The organism is Sphingomonas sp., from assembly GCF_019749955.1.
Lineage (GTDB): Bacteria > Pseudomonadota > Alphaproteobacteria > Sphingomonadales > Sphingomonadaceae > Sphingomonas.
Map to the genome: position 1 here is coordinate 1 of NZ_JAIEPC010000031.1, position 14,982 is coordinate 14,982.

Annotated in this window: 15 protein-coding genes and 1 tRNA gene; 2 read left to right on the forward strand and 14 right to left on the reverse strand. The window is 63.5% G+C overall.

The features are described from left to right. Positions 1–770 (forward strand): class I SAM-dependent methyltransferase (locus K2W81_RS08605; RefSeq protein ID WP_294103366.1); only part of this gene is annotated, 770 nt, incomplete at its 5' end. Positions 771–776: 6 nt separating this feature from the next. Here K2W81_RS08605 and K2W81_RS08610 read toward each other — a convergent pair. The 13 genes from K2W81_RS08610 to K2W81_RS08670 form a co-directional block, all read right to left on the reverse strand. Continuing rightward, entirely contained in the window at positions 777–1,358 is a 582-nt protein-coding gene (locus tag K2W81_RS08610) for a GNAT family N-acetyltransferase (protein WP_294103368.1), read from the reverse strand. Continuing rightward, positions 1,355–1,804: a GNAT family N-acetyltransferase gene (locus tag K2W81_RS08615; RefSeq protein ID WP_294103370.1), complete on the reverse strand. Its 450-nt coding sequence runs from the start codon at positions 1,802–1,804 to the stop codon at positions 1,355–1,357. The genes K2W81_RS08610 and K2W81_RS08615 overlap by 4 nt, the downstream gene beginning before the upstream one ends. A gap of 18 nt (positions 1,805–1,822) precedes the next feature. Next, entirely contained in the window at positions 1,823–3,088 is a 1,266-nt protein-coding gene (gene clpX, locus K2W81_RS08620) for an ATP-dependent Clp protease ATP-binding subunit ClpX (RefSeq protein WP_294103372.1), read from the reverse strand. Between the two features lie 107 nt (positions 3,089–3,195). Continuing rightward, positions 3,196–3,858: an ATP-dependent Clp endopeptidase proteolytic subunit ClpP gene (clpP, locus tag K2W81_RS08625; protein ID WP_294103374.1), complete on the reverse strand. Its 663-nt coding sequence runs from the start codon at positions 3,856–3,858 to the stop codon at positions 3,196–3,198. Positions 3,859–3,908: 50 nt separating this feature from the next. Continuing rightward, complete coding sequence (locus tag K2W81_RS08630) at positions 3,909–4,847, reverse strand: glycosyltransferase family 2 protein (protein WP_294103375.1); 939 nt, start codon at positions 4,845–4,847, stop codon at positions 3,909–3,911. 33 nt (positions 4,848–4,880) lie between these two features. Next, entirely contained in the window at positions 4,881–6,482 is a 1,602-nt protein-coding gene (gene tig / locus K2W81_RS08635) for a trigger factor (RefSeq protein WP_294103376.1), read from the reverse strand. Positions 6,483–6,649: 167 nt separating this feature from the next. Continuing rightward, a tRNA-Leu gene (locus K2W81_RS08640) sits at positions 6,650–6,734 on the reverse strand. 102 nt (positions 6,735–6,836) lie between these two features. Beyond that, positions 6,837–7,421, reverse strand: a complete 585-nt coding sequence (locus tag K2W81_RS08645) for a hypothetical protein (protein WP_294103379.1) — start codon at positions 7,419–7,421, stop codon at positions 6,837–6,839. Continuing rightward, positions 7,422–8,630 (reverse strand): M48 family metallopeptidase, encoded by a 1,209-nt coding sequence (locus tag K2W81_RS08650; RefSeq protein ID WP_294103381.1) that lies wholly within the window; start codon positions 8,628–8,630, stop codon positions 7,422–7,424. Then, positions 8,627–9,352: a hypothetical protein gene (locus tag K2W81_RS08655; RefSeq protein WP_294103383.1), complete on the reverse strand. Its 726-nt coding sequence runs from the start codon at positions 9,350–9,352 to the stop codon at positions 8,627–8,629. The genes K2W81_RS08650 and K2W81_RS08655 overlap by 4 nt, the downstream gene beginning before the upstream one ends. A 114-nt stretch (positions 9,353–9,466) precedes the next feature. After that, the gene (gene secA / locus K2W81_RS08660; RefSeq protein ID WP_294103385.1) at positions 9,467–12,205 is read right to left on the reverse strand and encodes a preprotein translocase subunit SecA; all 2,739 of its coding nucleotides are present in this window, start codon (positions 12,203–12,205) and stop codon (positions 9,467–9,469) included. A gap of 99 nt (positions 12,206–12,304) precedes the next feature. Continuing rightward, positions 12,305–12,559 (reverse strand): hypothetical protein, encoded by a 255-nt coding sequence (locus tag K2W81_RS08665; protein ID WP_294103387.1) that lies wholly within the window; start codon positions 12,557–12,559, stop codon positions 12,305–12,307. A gap of 95 nt (positions 12,560–12,654) precedes the next feature. Beyond that, positions 12,655–13,167: an energy transducer TonB gene (locus K2W81_RS08670; RefSeq protein WP_294103390.1), complete on the reverse strand. Its 513-nt coding sequence runs from the start codon at positions 13,165–13,167 to the stop codon at positions 12,655–12,657. A 56-nt stretch (positions 13,168–13,223) separates the two neighbouring features. Here K2W81_RS08670 and argJ point away from each other — a divergent pair, with 56 nt between their 5' ends. Further along, positions 13,224–14,450 (forward strand): bifunctional glutamate N-acetyltransferase/amino-acid acetyltransferase ArgJ, encoded by a 1,227-nt coding sequence (gene argJ / locus K2W81_RS08675; RefSeq protein WP_294103392.1) that lies wholly within the window; start codon positions 13,224–13,226, stop codon positions 14,448–14,450. Here argJ and K2W81_RS08680 read toward each other — a convergent pair. Continuing rightward, positions 14,438–14,962 carry an MGMT family protein gene (locus tag K2W81_RS08680; RefSeq protein ID WP_294103393.1) on the reverse strand — a complete coding sequence of 175 codons (525 nt, stop codon included), beginning with the start codon at positions 14,960–14,962 and terminating at the stop codon, positions 14,438–14,440. The genes argJ and K2W81_RS08680 overlap by 13 nt on opposite strands. Positions 14,963–14,982 lie beyond the last annotated feature (20 nt).

Consider the following 14,982-nt stretch of genomic DNA (forward strand, 5'->3'; position numbering starts at 1 on the left):
GTCCCAGCTATCAAGGTGCCGCCAATCCCATGTCGTCCAGCGTTTCGCCCTCGCTATCGTCGCGCGTGCGCCGTGCTTTTGCCGGACGCTCGGCAGATCAGATCGTAGCGGCCGCCTATAAGACGTTGGCGCAGAAGCTTCGCCGTATGGCCCCAGCCGCGCGCGCGGCAGCGCGCGCGGATGCGATGTTCGATCGTCAATGGGGCATCGACACCAGTCGCGAAGTGACCATGAGCGCGCTCGATTATCCAGCATGGCTGCGTCAATCGAGCCATCATTACCAAGCCAGCGGGACGCATCTGCTCGACCAAGCGATCGCGTGCGCAGGGATTGATCCGAGCGCGTTCAGCTTCGTCGATCTGGGGTGCGGCAAAGGCCGGGTCGTCCTGCTTGCAGCGGCGCGCGGCTTTGTCGCAACGATCGGCGTTGAATATTCGCCGCTGCTCAACCAGATCGCGCGCGCCAACGCCGAAACCTTCGTCGCGCGCGGTGGCGCGACCCAGACCCCGCACTTCTGGCAGGGCAATGCCGCCGATTACGTGCCGCCAGACGGCAACCTCTTCGTCTATCTCTACAACAGCTTCGGTCCCGATATCTTGAGCGGGTGCCTCGATCGGCTTGAAGCCGCCAAGCTTCAATCGCCGTCGCGGCGGATCGTCCTCGTCTATGTCAATGCGCAGCACGGCGATATGGTCGCCGCGCGCGCGGCGTGGCGCGAAGGCGGGAGCGGTGATGACATGCGCAGCTTCGAGTGCGTCAGCGCGGGCTGACTCGCGTCAGCCGTTGAGCATCGACCAGAACACCGGGCCATCGCGCCCGACGCGCCATTCCTCGATCACGCGAAAGCCGAGGCCCTGATAGAAACCGATGTTCCGCTCGGTCGCGGTTTCGAGGTAGAAGGGCAAGCCGCTGCCACCCATCCGGTCGATCCCGGCCTGCACCGCCGCCTTGCCCAGTCCCTTGCCCTGATGCGCCGGATCGCACCCCGCGATGTGGAGATACCAGAAGGGGTGCTTGGGGAAATGCGCGTCGATTGCATTGGCGACCGCAAACGCGCGCCCCAGCGCGAAGCCGAAGGTCGCGAACATGGGCAGCGCGGATCGTAGCATCGTCGACGGCGGCGTTTCGGCATGACCCGGCGATCGCCATAGCGTCGCTGCCTCGCCACCGGCGGTCATCAACCGCACCCCATGCGCCGCGTCTTCGTCGTAGAGCAGTCTGAACAGCGACGGCAGTTTGCGCGCGCGCGTCGCCGGGTTCGGGATGATCCACGACATGGCAGGATCATCGGCAAAGGCCCGCGACAGCATCGCCGCAACCGTGCGCCGATCCGTGACCGTGGCAAGCCGCGCGGTCATGCGGACAACGCAGGCATGGCAAAAGTCAAAATGCCATGGCCGTTGCGCGGATGTATGCCCGGGCCGACCAAGTTCATACCGCTGCGCCGGTAAAAGCTGGCTGCGTGCACATTATCAACATGCGTCCAGAGCCCAAACCCTCCCGGCATCGCCGCGTGCGCATGCGCGAGCAAGGCCGCACCGACGCCGCTGCTCTGACAGTCTGGGTCGACGAATATCTGTTCGAGTTGGTGCGCCTCGGGGTTGATCGCCACAAACCCGGCGACGTGGCCGTCGACCTCGGCAACGGTCACCACCCAACCGCCCGCAATCTCATCGGCGATTCTCGGGCGCAGCACCGCATAGGTCGGGGGGGATGCCAGAACGATACCGGTCGATAGCCAACCGTCGAGCCAGATACGGGCGACCGCGTCCAGATCAGCGGGGGCGGCAAGTCGCAGAAGCACTGCCAACCCCCTATCGGCTCAGGCCGCGTCGCCGGCCTTTTCCTTCTTGGCATAGACGCGCACCGGGTCTTTGCGACCGTCGGCGACGTCCTTGTCGATCACGACTTCGTCAACGCCGTCCATGCTCGGCAGGTCGAACATCGTGTCGAGCAGGATCGATTCGAGGATCGAACGAAGCCCGCGCGCGCCCGTCTTGCGATCGATCGCCTTCTTGGCGACCGTCACCATTGCGTCTTCGGTAAAGCTCAGCCCGACGCTCTCCATGTCGAACAGCTTTTGATACTGCTTGACGAGCGCGTTCTTCGGCTCGGTCAAAATCTTCACCAGCGCCGGCACGTCGAGGTCTTCGAGCGTCGCGATCACGGGCAGGCGACCGACGAATTCGGGGATCAGCCCGAACTTGAGCAAATCCTCGGGCTCGACCGACTTGAGCGTCTCGCCGGTGCGGCGCTCTTCGGGCGACGCGACATGCGCGCCAAAGCCGATCGACTTGCCCTGCAACCGGTCGCCGATGATCTTTTCAAGGCCACTGAACGCGCCGCCGCAGATGAACAGGATGTTGGTGGTGTCGACCTGCAAAAATTCCTGCTGCGGGTGCTTGCGGCCACCCTGCGGCGGGACGCTCGCGGTGGTGCCTTCCATCAGCTTCAGGAGCGCCTGCTGCACGCCTTCACCCGACACATCGCGCGTGATCGAGGGATTTTCGGCTTTCCGCGAAATCTTGTCGATTTCGTCGATGTAGACAATGCCGCGCTGCGCCCGCTCGACGTTATAGTCGGAGGCCTGCAGCAGCTTGAGGATGATATTCTCGACATCCTCGCCGACATAGCCGGCTTCGGTGAGCGTCGTTGCATCGGCCATCGTGAACGGCACGTCGAGGATGCGCGCGAGCGTCTGCGCCAGCAGCGTCTTGCCGCAACCCGTCGGGCCGACGAGCAGGATGTTCGACTTGGCAAGCTCGACATCGGCACCCTTGGCACCGTGGTTCAGCCGCTTGTAGTGATTGTGGACGGCCACCGACAGCACGCGCTTGGCGCGCTTCTGGCCAATGACATAATCGTCGAGCACGTCGCAGATTTCCTGCGGCGTTGGCACGCCGCCGTCCTTCTTGCTGACCAGCGCCGACTTGGTTTCCTCGCGGATGATGTCGTTGCACAGTTCGACGCATTCATCGCAGATGAACACCGTCGGCCCGGCGATGAGTTTCCTCACCTCGTGCTGCGATTTGCCGCAGAAAGAGCAATATAGCGTGCTCTTCGAATCGCCGCCGCTGAGCTTCGTCATTCAAAACCGTCCTTCGCGCTGAAACGAGCGCGCTCGTGGAGCGGACTAGTGTAGCCCGCTCTCCTTCCATCCGACAATCACGAAAATTGTGTGAAGGCGCCGACCGCTCAGGCCGCCGCCGACCCCGAATCTTCCGCCGGCATTGGCCGTTTGTCGAATACTTCGTCGATCAGGCCGAACGCCTTGGCTTCATCGGCCGACAGGAACTTGTCACGTTCCATCGCATTTTCAATCACATCGAGCGGCTGCCCGGTGTATTTGGCGTAAAGTTCGTTCATCCGGTGCCGGATGCGCAGAATTTCTTTCGCCTGAATCTCAATGTCGGTCGCCTGGCCCTGCGCGCCGCCCGAAGGCTGGTGGACCATGATCCGCGCGTTCGTCAGCGCGACTCGCATGCCGGGTTCGCCTGCGCAGAGCAGGAAGCTGCCCATCGACGCGGCCTGACCGATGCACACCGTGCCAACCTTCGGCCGGATGTATTCCATCGTATCATGGATCGCCATGCCCGCCGTCACGACGCCGCCCGGCGAGTTAATGTACATGAAAATGTCCTTCTTCGGATTTTCCGATTCGAGGAACAGCAACTGCGCGACGATCACAGATGCCATGTGATCCTCGACCTGACCGGTCACGAAGATGATGCGTTCGCGCAGCAGCCGGGAATAAATGTCGAAGCTGCGCTCGCCGCGGTTCGATTGCTCGACCACCATCGGGATCAGCCCGCTGCGAATGGGAGCCGCAAAGTCGCCGGTTTCAAACGGATTATGCATGTGATGTTCCTCGCTCTGAAATACGTACATCGCGCTTGCCCGAGCCGAGTTCAAGCCCCACGCGACGAGTCTCCCGGCGCGGGCAGCGCAAGATAGGCGAGCCGCCGCACTTCCTGCCGCCCGCGCACCACCGTATCGAGGATCAGCCCGGTGAAGAAACTGAGCGCGGCAAGAATCATCAGGCCAGTGACGAGCACCGCTGTCGGCAAGCGCGGTACGAGCCCGGTCTGCATGAAGGTCGCGGCAAGATCGACCGACAGCAGCAGCCCCGCCGCCGCGAGCAGCGCGCCGATGACGCCGAAGAACAGCAGCGGCCGTTCGATGCGATAGAGCCGAATGATCGTGCGCAAAATGCGCATCCCGTCGCGATAAGTGTTGAGCTTTGACGTCGAGCCTTCGGGCCGCGCGAAATAGGCCGTCTCGACTTCCCCAACCGGCATCCGCAGTTCGAGCGCGTGGACGCTCATCTCGGTCTCGATCTCGAACCCCGCCGACAACACCGGAAAGCTCTTCACAAAGCGGCGTGAAAAGACGCGATAGCCCGAGAAAATGTCGGTGAAGCTGCGCCCGAACAGTCGGGCGAGGAACCCGGTCATCAGCCGGTTGCCGAGCACATGCCCGCGTCGATAGGCCTCTGCCGCTTCGTGGACGCGCGCGCCGACGACCATGTCGAGTTGCTCGTCGATCAGCCGCGCGACCATCGCGGGGGCTGCGGACGCGTCATAGGTCGCGTCGCCATCAGCCATCACATAGATGTCGGCGTCGACGTCGGCGAACATGCGGCGCACGACATTGCCCTTGCCCTGCATCCGCTCGGACCGAACGATCGCGCCCGCGCCCCGCGCGACCTCGACGGTGCGGTCGCGCGAGTTGTTGTCGTAGACATAGATCGCCGCCCCGGGCAGCGCATCGCGAAAGCCAGCAATCGTCTGCGCGATCGCCGCTTCCTCATTATAGCACGGCAGGATGACAGCGATGCGGGGAGTCATAGGCTAGGCTTTAGACCCCTCGCGCGCCGAACCTCAAGCTTCGTCGGCAGCCTTCTTCTTGCGCGCCGCCGGCTTCTTGGCAGGTGCTTCCTCGGCGGGCGCCACTTCCACCGCTGCAACCTCGCCCTCATCGGCGGGCTTTGCCTTTTTCGCCGCGGCCTTTTTGGGATTTGGTGCCTCAGAAGCGGCCTCGGTCACTTCCTCGGCGGCAGGCTCAGCCGACTTCTTGGCGGCCTTCTTCTTGGGCTTGTGATCATGGTCATGATCATGGTCGTGATCATGGACATGCGTGCCGGTCGCAAAGCCGTCTTCGCTTTCGATGGCGGCTTCCAGCTCTTCGCGCGTCACGTCGCGATCGCTGATCTCGGCGCGTTCGAACAGCCAGTCGACGACCTTGTCCTCATAGAGCGGCGCGCGCAGCTGGGCGGCTGCCATCGGCTCCTGCTGGATGTACTGGATGAAGCGCTGGCGCTCTTCGGGGCTATACTGCTGCGCCGCTTGCGCGATCAGCCGGTTCATTTCCTGGCTCGTCACTTCGACGCCATTGGCCTGGCCGATTTCGGACAGCAACAGGCCAAGCCGCACACGGCGCTCGGCGATTTTGCGATAATCGTCGCGCTCGGATTCCATTTCGGCGAGCGCGGCGGCCGGATCGGCTTCGTGCGTCGCTTCATGTTCGAGCTGCTGCCAGATCTGGCTGAACTCGGCTTCGACCATCGACGGCGGCACCGCGAAGTCATGCCCCGCCGCAAGCTGATCGAGCAGCTTGCGCTTCATGTGCGTGCGCGTAAGCCCGTTGTGCTCCTGCTCGATCTGCCCCTTGAGCAGGCCGCGCAGTTGCTCAAGGCTCTCGAGCCCAAGCGAGGTTGCGAGTTCATCGTCGACCGTCGCTTCCTTGGCGAGGCGCACGTCCTTGATCGTCAGATCAAAGGTCGCGGCCTTTCCGGCCAGCGACTTTTCGGCATAATCTTCCGGGAAGGTGACGGCGATCTGCCGTTCCTCGCCCTTGACCGCGCCGATGACCTGATCCTCGAAGCCGGGGATCAAGCGGCCCGAACCGATTTCGACCGACATGTCTTCGCCGGTGCCACCGTCGAACGCGACGCCGTCGACCTTGCCGACAAAATCCATAACCACGAGATCGCCCGTTGCGGCCGCATGGCCTTCCGGTGCATCGTCATAGCGCTTCTGCTGCTCGGCAAAGCGCATCAGCTGGGCGTCGACGGCTTCGTCCGCGACCGGCACCGTCAGCCGCTCGAGCTTCAGCCCTTCGATCTGCGGGGTCGGGACATCGGGCAGCACTTCGAGTTCGACGGTCAGCTCGGCATCCTGGCCCAGCTCATAATCGGGCGCGAGGGCGATCGACGGCTGCATCGCGGGGCGCAAGCCATGCTCAGCGATCAGCGACTGGATGCCGTCCTGCACCGACGTGTTGAGCGCTTCCTGCATCATCGCCGGACCGTGCATCTTGCGCACCAGATTGGCGGGCACCTTGCCGGGACGGAAGCCGGGCATGCGAATCTGCGGCGCGACGCGCTTCAGTTCGGCATCGACGCGCGCTTCGATATCCTTGGCGGTGATGGTCAGGGTGTAGGCGCGCTTCAGGCCTTCGTTCAACGTCTCGACAGTCTGCATGTTCTCTTCTTCAATCTCGCTAAAGTCGGGCGTCCCTGCGCGTTGCTCGGGAAGCCGTCAAGTCGTGGCCATCGCCCGGACGCCGACGAGGCTGCCCGACCCCTTCGCTTTCCTTCGGGAGTCGTCAAGCCGTGGGCGTCCCCCGGACGCCCACGAGTCTTGACGACTGGTGCGGGCGAAGGGACTCGAACCCCCACATCTTGCGATGGCAGGACCTAAACCTGCTGCGTCTACCAGTTCCGCCACGCCCGCCCGAATGTCGTTGGGAAACCGCCGGTCGGCCCGCCCGTATAACAGCGAAACCGCGCGGGGCAAGCGATGCGACGGCAACGCTCGACGCCGCGCTCCGGCCAATCAGATTCGCGCGCTCTCCACTAGCGCGGCAAAATCGGCGCGGTTGCGGTCGAAGTAAAAGATCGCCGGCGCTTCATAGGTCATCAGATAGAGCTTGCCGTTGTTGATCGCGCCATAGGCCTCGCCCTTGCGCTTCACATTTTCGTTGATCAGCTCGAAGCTGTAGCGAAAATGAAAACCCTGCTTGCCCGCGAATGTGGCTGGCTCGACCGAATCGATGCTGAACTGCGACGTGCGCAGGGCAACACGATAGGTTCCCTCGAACAACTGGGCGATATCGGGCGGGAGCATCGACTTGCTGAAGCGCGGGAGCGGCGCCTCGCGCTTCTGCCGATCCTTGATGAGCGTTGTATTGTCGGGGATGCCGCCGAAGAACGTCACATCGTTGAGTGCAAGGCCATCGAGCGTCCAGCTTTCGGCGACCTTGCCACGCGCGAAGCCGATACGGTTCCAGTCGCGCCCCGGCGTCACCGTGACGGCCTTCCCCGCGACCACAGTCACGCTCTTGGCGATCAGCTTATAGGCGAGTGCAGGCCCAGCCAGCGATAGCGCGGCCACACCGATGATGATTCCCAGCTTACGCATTCATTGTCCCCCCATGATTTCGTCGGCCATTGCCGCAAGCATCTGTCGGTCGCTGGCGTCGGGCCGCAGTGCCAGATATTGGCGCAGCGCAGCCTTTCCTTCGGCAGTTTGCCCCCGGCGCAGCTCGGCCAGCCCGATGCCGCGATAGGCTTCGGCGGGCGCGGCGCCGGTGGCCACCGCCTGCTGATAGAAGCCGATCGCCGCGCCCATATCTTCCGTCCGACCACGCGTGCGATAAAGCTCACCCCGCGCATAAAGCAGATTTGCCGACCAATTTCCCTGAGCAAGATTGCCCAGCAAAAATTCGGTCGATCCGAAGTCGTTGCGCTTGATCTCGTCGTCGATCAGCATCGGCCAGAAATTGGTGAAGACGGTGCGATAGCGATCGCCCGCGGTTTCACCAGTGCCGCGATGGGGCGCCGCCAGCCGGGTCAGCGCCGCCAACCGATCGGCGGTCGGCGGGTGTGTGGCCCAGATGCTGCGATCCTTGTCCTTGCGGCTCTTGGTCTTGCGCGCGGCTGCGGTGGCATCGGCCTCGTCGCGAATCTGCTGCCAAATCTGCGCGGCGCGCGCCGGGTCATAACCGGCCCGGGTGAGCAGCGGTACCGATTCGGCATCGGCCTGCGCTTCCATATCGCGGGTATATTCAAAATATCCGCCGAGCGCCGCGAGCGTCCCGATCACCCCGATCGTCATCCCCAGCCACACGGCCAGTGTCGCCTTGCCACGGGCTTCGCGAAAGCCGAGCAACAGATGGCGATAGCGGTAATGCGCATATTCATGCCCGATCACCGCGGCCAGCTCGGCCTCATCCTGCAATCGCATCAGCAAGCCGGTGTTGATGATCATGACGCCATTGGCCGACATCGACGCATTGAAGTCGGCCACGCGCAGAACGTAAATCCGAATATCGGCGCATTCGACGTCGCCGACGAGGCGACACAGTACGCCGCGCACATAGGCGTTGATGGCAGGATCGCGCACCACGAACGATGATCGCTTGAGCTCCCGCTCATTCTCTTCCGCGATCAGCCACAAGCCGCGCTCGTCGCGGTCCTGCGGCTGATAGCCCGGGCCAATTGCCGTAATTGGCTTGCCGCGCAATTCAGCCGTCGGCGATTCGGCGACCGACTGGGCGACGGCGGGAACTGCCACGCTCTGGATCGCCATTGCGACGAGCCCGAGCAGCGCGCCGAGTCGTCTAGTCACTGCGCATCTGCCGCGAGCGCCGCACTCCCCGGGAATTTCGTCAGGATTTGCCGTACGCGCTTGGTCGCGCCGTCATCCTCGCGCGGATCGCCGCCCGACTCAGGATCGACATTGATCCAGACGACGTCGCCCGTCGCAAGATCGACCAGCGCGGCATAAGACACATGGATACCCGGGGCGATATAGACTCCGAGCAGAGCCGCCCCAAGCAATTGCGCAGCCTTTCGACCGGCGCTGCCATAGGAATCGTGCGTGTACAGGAAAAGCGCATAGTTGGCGCCCGTGATATCCTTGAGCTGGGCGGCGCCCGGCCCGAGCGTCCAGTCAAAGCTGCCCTTCTTGCTCGGCAATTGGCCACCGATAATCCCGTGCGTCGCAATCGCGTCGGTCACCGCGCGGAACAGCGCTTGATAATCGGTGACGATCGGATTGGCATCTTCCATCGCGCCGTCGATGAAGACGACGTCATGTCCCAACGCCTTTTGCTGTGCGGTCAACTGGGTAGCCAGCTTGGCACGCGCGGCGGCGGTCCATTCCGCATTGGGTTCTTCCACGCCGCCCGTCGTCATCTTGCCGACCAGGACGTCTGGGCGGAAGACCGCGATCTTAACCGGCTGGTCCTTCGGGAACGCGAACTCTTTGGCGACACGGACTTTGGCGTCGGCTGCGCTGCCCACGACCAGCGCCGCAGCAGCCAACGCAACCCACATCTTCGTAACCATCGTAACGCCCCCCGGACCAAATCTTCAAACACGATTGTTACCCAATGCCAACGACCTAGGCAAGTCGGCTTCCCGTGCCGGCCGGCGCGGTCAGCAGTACGCCACCGTCCCCGGTCAAAGCATCCCGTGGCAGTGCTTATACTTCTTGCCCGACCCGCACGGGCATGGCGCGTTGCGGCTCACCTGCCCTTCCCACGCCGCCGGATCGGCGCTCAGCCCATCGGCGGAAGCGGCCAGCGCGAGTGGCGCCGGGGCGAGCCGCGTCGTCACCAGTCCGAGCGATGCCGCGTCGAAATCGCGTGTATCATCCTCGCCGCTGAACGGGTCGAAATGCGTCGTCAGGAAATCGGGGAGTTCAGGCAGGTCGGTCGGCTGCTGGAACTGGAACTGCGCATGGCCGATCGTGCGCGTCACATCCTCGCGGATCAGCCCGAGCATGCGTTCGAACAGCTGGAAGGCTTCCTGCTTATACTCATTGAGCGGCGTCTTCTGCGCATAAGCGCGCAGATGGACGACCTGGCGCAGCGCGTCGAGCGTCGCCAGATGCTCCTTCCAGTGGTGGTCGAGATTCTGGAGCAGGATCGACTTTTCGACCTGCGTCCAGGTATCGGGTTCGAGCCCCGCAGACTTTTCGGCAACATGCGTATCGGCAAGCTCGCGCACGCGATTTTCAACGATTTCGGGATCGATCGCGTCTTCCTTGAGCCAATCGGTGACCGGCGGCTCGATACCGAGCAGGGTCTGGGCACGCTCGGCGAGCAGTTCGACATTCCATTGCTCGGGATAGCTGCCGACCGGGCACGCCTCGCCGACGATGGTGTTGACCGTTTCGGCGCGCATGTCGCTGACGACGTCGCTCACCGCGTCGGCATCCATGATGTCGTTGCGCTGTTCGTAGATGACCTTGCGCTGGTCATTCATGACGTCATCATATTCGACGACCTGCTTGCGGATGTCGTAGTTGCGCGCCTCGACCTTTTTCTGCGCGGTCTCGATCGCCTTCGACAGCCATTTCGATCCGATCGCTTCGCCGTCAGCGATGTTCGAGCGCATCATCCGCGCGAACATCGTGTCGGGGCCGAAAATGCGCAGCAGATCGTCGTCGAGACAGAGATAGAAGCGCGACAGGCCGGGATCGCCCTGACGCCCAGAACGGCCGCGCAACTGGTTATCGATGCGACGGCTTTCGTGGCGCTCGGTGCCGAGCACGAACAGGCCGCCGGCTGCCAGCACGGCCTGCTTTTCGGCCGCGACTTCGACCTTGATCGCTTCGATCGCGGCATCGCGTTCTGCGCCTTCGGGCATTTCAGAGAGTTCGTCGTTGACGCGGAACTCGACGTTGCCGCCGAGCTGAATGTCGGTGCCGCGCCCGGCCATGTTGGTGGCGATCGTCACGGCCGATTTGCGGCCCGCCTGGGCCACGATATGCGCCTCGCGCTCATGCTGGCGGGCATTGAGCACTTCGTGCGCGACGCCTTCCTTGACGAGGAATTCGCTCAGCAGCTCGGACTTTTCGATCGAGACGGTGCCGACCAGCACGGGCTGGCCGCGTTCGGCGTGGTGCTTGATCTTCTTGGCAATCGCCGCGAATTTATCCTGCGTGTTCTTGTAGAATTCGTCTTCCTCATCGACGCGCTGGACGCCGACATTGGTCGGAATCGTGACCACGTTCATCTTGTAGATGTCGAAAAATTCGGCCGCTTCGGTCGCCGCCGTGCCGGTCATGCCCGACAGCTTGGGATACATGCGGAAATAATTCTGGAAAGTGATCGAGGCCATCGTCTGGTTCTCGGGCTCGATATCGACGCCTTCCTTGGCTTCAACCGCCTGGTGTAGCCCTTCGGACCAGCGCCGCCCGTCCATCATGCGACCGGTGAATTCATCGATGATGATCACTTTGCCGTCCTTGACGATGTAATCAGTGTCGCGCTTGAACATGACATTGGCGCGCAGGGCCTGGTTCAGGTGATGAACGACCTGCGTGTTCTCGAAATCATAGAGGTTCGCGCCTTCGAGCAGCCCCGCATCCTCAAGCATCCGCTCGGCCTTTTCGGTGCCGTCTTCGGTCAGGATGATCGAACGCTGCTTTTCGTCAAACTCATAATCCTTGGGGACGAGCTGCTTCACGATGGCGTCGACGCGCAGATACAGGTCGGTCTTGTCGTCGGTCGGCCCCGAGATGATCAGCGGCGTGCGCGCTTCGTCGATCAGGATCGAATCGACTTCGTCGACAATCGCGAAGTTGAACCTGCGCTGGACCATGCTTTCACGATCGTACTTCATGTTATCGCGCAGATAATCGAAGCCAAATTCGTTGTTGGTGCCGTAGGTGATGTCTGAGTGGTATGCCGTGCGGCGCTCCTGCTCGTTCAGGTTCGGGATGATCGTCCCGACCGTCATGCCAAGGAAACGATAGACCTGCCCCATCCACTCGGCATCGCGCGCGGCGAGATAGTCGTTGACGGTCACGACATGAACGCCGGTGCCGGGCAGCGCATTGAGATAGGTCGCGAGTGTGGCGACGAGCGTCTTGCCTTCGCCGGTGCGCATTTCAGCGATTTCGCCGCGGTGGAGCACGATACCGCCGACAAGCTGAACGTCATAATGCCGCTGGCCGAGCACGCGCCGCGCGGCTTCGCGCACGGTGGCGAAAGCTTCGGGGAGGAGCGCGTCGAGCGTCTCGCCCTCAGCCAGCTGCGCGCGGAACTTGGCGGTCTGCGCGGCGAGATCGTCGTCGCTCAGCAGTTGAATTTCGGGCTCGAGCGCATTGATCTTGTTGACGATCGGGCGGAGCGATTTGACGTAACGGTCGTTCGACGAGCCGAACAAAGTGCGGGCGATGGTGCCAAGCATGAGGTGATCCTGAAATATGAATATGCGCGTCGCGCTTTGGCGCGGTGCGGGAAAAAGACGGGAGAGTTGGGCGGCGAAAGCCCGCCCGACGCGGAAACGCTATTCGCGGCGGCGGCGCGCGAAAATCGGTTCGACAGCGGCGAGGATGATCGCCGTGGCGCGGGGCGCGGTCGCGGTCTGCAGGCGCGTTGGCAGTGCCTGGACGGGGCGCAGGTGCTGGATGGGCGCTACCCGCGCGACCGCCACATCGCCGACGATCCGCGCCGCCAATGCTTGCGGCGCGACGGGTCGTACAGCGCCGCCCACGCCCGAAAGCGCAGAGAGCAACGCCGAAAGAAGCAGCAACAGGTTCATGACACGCCGATGACTAACACGCGTGCGACATAAGCATTGCCAACGCGAACGTCCAACCGAAATCCCATTTGTCAGCGCTCAAGCCTCGCGCAGGCTCACTCATCACCCGCCGCAGCGCCTTGGGCGAGCTTCCAGCGCATCGTTGAGCGCCATGACTTGGCGACCGGCTTGCCCGCCGCATCGCGCCCCGCCCGGAAGCGACCGTTGATGATGGCCTGCGTGCACGTTGCCGAATCGAGCAGATCAGAGCCGCTCCCCTCGATCACATGGCACTGCGTGATCCGGCCGAGCGCATCGATGTCGAGTGCGAAGACGACGCGCCCCTCGAGCCCGAGCGTGCGTGCTTGGGGTGGATAGGAATCGGCGGGGAACCAGTCGGCGATATTGCCGATCGGCTCGGGATCCGTGCCCGACGGTGCGGGCGCTGGCGGCGGCGCTGGTGCAGCGGTCGCTGTTGCAGGCTTTGGCGCGGGGGTCACTGGCGATTTAACGGCCGGTTTCGTGCGGGTCTTGCGCGGGGGTTCGGCATTTGCGGGATAGGATATTGCGAGCGCGGCCAGCCCCAGCGCGGCCGCGCTCAACATCGTCTTGCGTTCGACTGCTGCCACTCTAACAACCCCGTTCATTGCCACCCATTGATCCCTCTAACCCAGAGCCAACCCGCATGTCATCCTCCCCGTCCCCGCTGGCGCGTCCCTTCCCTGCACTGCCGCCCGTCTCAGGGGTCACGCTGCATGTCGCGCGGGCGCAGTACAAGACTTGGGATCGCTGCGACCTGACCTTTGTCGCGCTCGATGCCGGGACCAGTGTCGCAGGGGTGCTGACCCAGAGCCGCTGCCCTTCGCCTGAAGTCGACTGGTGCCGGAAAGCATTGGTACTGGGCGAAGCGCGCGCGCTGGTGGTCAACGCTGGCAATGCCAATGCCTTTACCGGGCATCGCGGGATCGCGGCGGTCGAGGCAATTGCCGGACGCGTGGCGCAGCATCTCGGTTGCCAGCTCTCTGACGTGTTTGTGGCGTCCACCGGGGTGATCGGCGTGCCGCTGCCGATCGACAAGGCCGAAGCTGGGCTCGACGCCGCCTTTGCCGCGCCGTCGTGCGATTGGGCCGAAGCAACGGCGGCGATCGGCACGACCGACACTTTTCCCAAGGCGGCGATGACGCAGGCCGTCGTCGATGGCCGCACGGTGGCGCTGGTGGGCATCATCAAGGGGTCCGGCATGGTCGCGCCCGACATGGCGACGATGCTCGGCTTCATCTTCACCGATGCGGCGATCGCGCCGGGCTATTTGCAGGCGGCGCTGTCGGCTGCCAATCGCACGAGCTTCTCATGCATCACCGTCGACAGCGACACCTCGACCAGCGACACGGTGCTGGCGTTTGCCACGGGCAAAGCCGGTAATGCAGCGCTCGCGAGCGACGATGATGCGGGCGCTGATGCCTTCCGCGCCGCGCTCAATGAGCTCTGCTTGAAGCTCGCGCATCTGGTGGTGCGCGACGGCGAAGGCGCGACCAAGTTCATCTGCATCGACGTGACCGGCGCCGAATCGGACCGCTCGGCGCATCGGATCGGGCTGTCGATCGCCAATTCGCCGCTGGTGAAGACCGCGATTGCGGGGCAGGACGCCAATTGGGGCCGCGTGGTGATGGCCGTGGGCAAGGCGGGCGAACCGGCAGACCGCGATAAGCTGGCGATTCGCTTCGGGGAGACCCAAGTCGCCGCGAACGGCCTCGCCGTTATCGGCTATGACGAAGCGCCGGTCGCCGCACATCTCAAGGGTGACGAGATCGAGATCGGCGTCGACCTAGGCCTCGGGTCAGGCCGAGCGACCCTTTGGACGTGCGACCTGACGCATGGCTATATCAGCATCAATGCCGATTACCGGAGCTGATCCGCCGCACCGTCTTCCGGCTCATCCGCCAGCGATTTTGGCGTACGCTGGGCATAATCGAACACCGCCAGCTGCTTGCGCAGCGGTGATGCGCGGACGCCATCGGCGGCGAGCAATTCTGCCTGCCGCGCCATGCCACCTGGATATTTCGGGTTGAGCAGACCACCTTTTTTGAGCACCCGCCACCACGGAGTCAGCGCGTCGGGCGGTACGCCCATGTCGCGCCGTTCCTCGGCAGCCCGCGCGCACATGTTGAGGAAGATCGCGGTCGAGACTGGACAGGCGACCGCCACCCGATGCCGCTGCGCAATCGCGCGCCGCAGATCGTTGAGCGTGGCCACCTCGCCGCAGGCTATGCGACGGACGAAATCGTCTACCTCCATCGGCGACGATACCACCATCGCGCCACCATCCGCCTCGCGGTAGCCCGGGGCGCCGGGCGGGATCATCTGGACAATATGCGGGACGCGCCCACCGTTCAGATGATCAAGCGCCGATTTGCGATTTGCCATAACGCCTCCCTGACTGACGG

Coding starts and splice junctions, on each gene's coding strand:
- K2W81_RS08610 (WP_294103368.1), bottom strand. CDS start 1,358: ATGACCGCGCGGCTTGCCACGGTCACGGATCGGCGCACGGTTGCGGCG.
- clpX (WP_294103372.1), bottom strand. CDS start 3,088: ATGACGAAGCTCAGCGGCGGCGATTCGAAGAGCACGCTATATTGCTCT.
- clpP (WP_294103374.1), bottom strand. CDS start 3,858: ATGCATAATCCGTTTGAAACCGGCGACTTTGCGGCTCCCATTCGCAGC.
- K2W81_RS08630 (WP_294103375.1), bottom strand. CDS start 4,847: ATGACTCCCCGCATCGCTGTCATCCTGCCGTGCTATAATGAGGAAGCG.
- tig (WP_294103376.1), bottom strand. CDS start 6,482: ATGCAGACTGTCGAGACGTTGAACGAAGGCCTGAAGCGCGCCTACACC.
- K2W81_RS08645 (WP_294103379.1), bottom strand. CDS start 7,421: ATGCGTAAGCTGGGAATCATCATCGGTGTGGCCGCGCTATCGCTGGCT.
- K2W81_RS08655 (WP_294103383.1), bottom strand. CDS start 9,352: ATGGTTACGAAGATGTGGGTTGCGTTGGCTGCTGCGGCGCTGGTCGTG.
- secA (WP_294103385.1), bottom strand. CDS start 12,205: ATGCTTGGCACCATCGCCCGCACTTTGTTCGGCTCGTCGAACGACCGT.
- K2W81_RS08665 (WP_294103387.1), bottom strand. CDS start 12,559: ATGAACCTGTTGCTGCTTCTTTCGGCGTTGCTCTCTGCGCTTTCGGGC.
- argJ (WP_294103392.1), top strand. CDS start 13,224: ATGTCATCCTCCCCGTCCCCGCTGGCGCGTCCCTTCCCTGCACTGCCG.
- K2W81_RS08680 (WP_294103393.1), bottom strand. CDS start 14,962: ATGGCAAATCGCAAATCGGCGCTTGATCATCTGAACGGTGGGCGCGTC.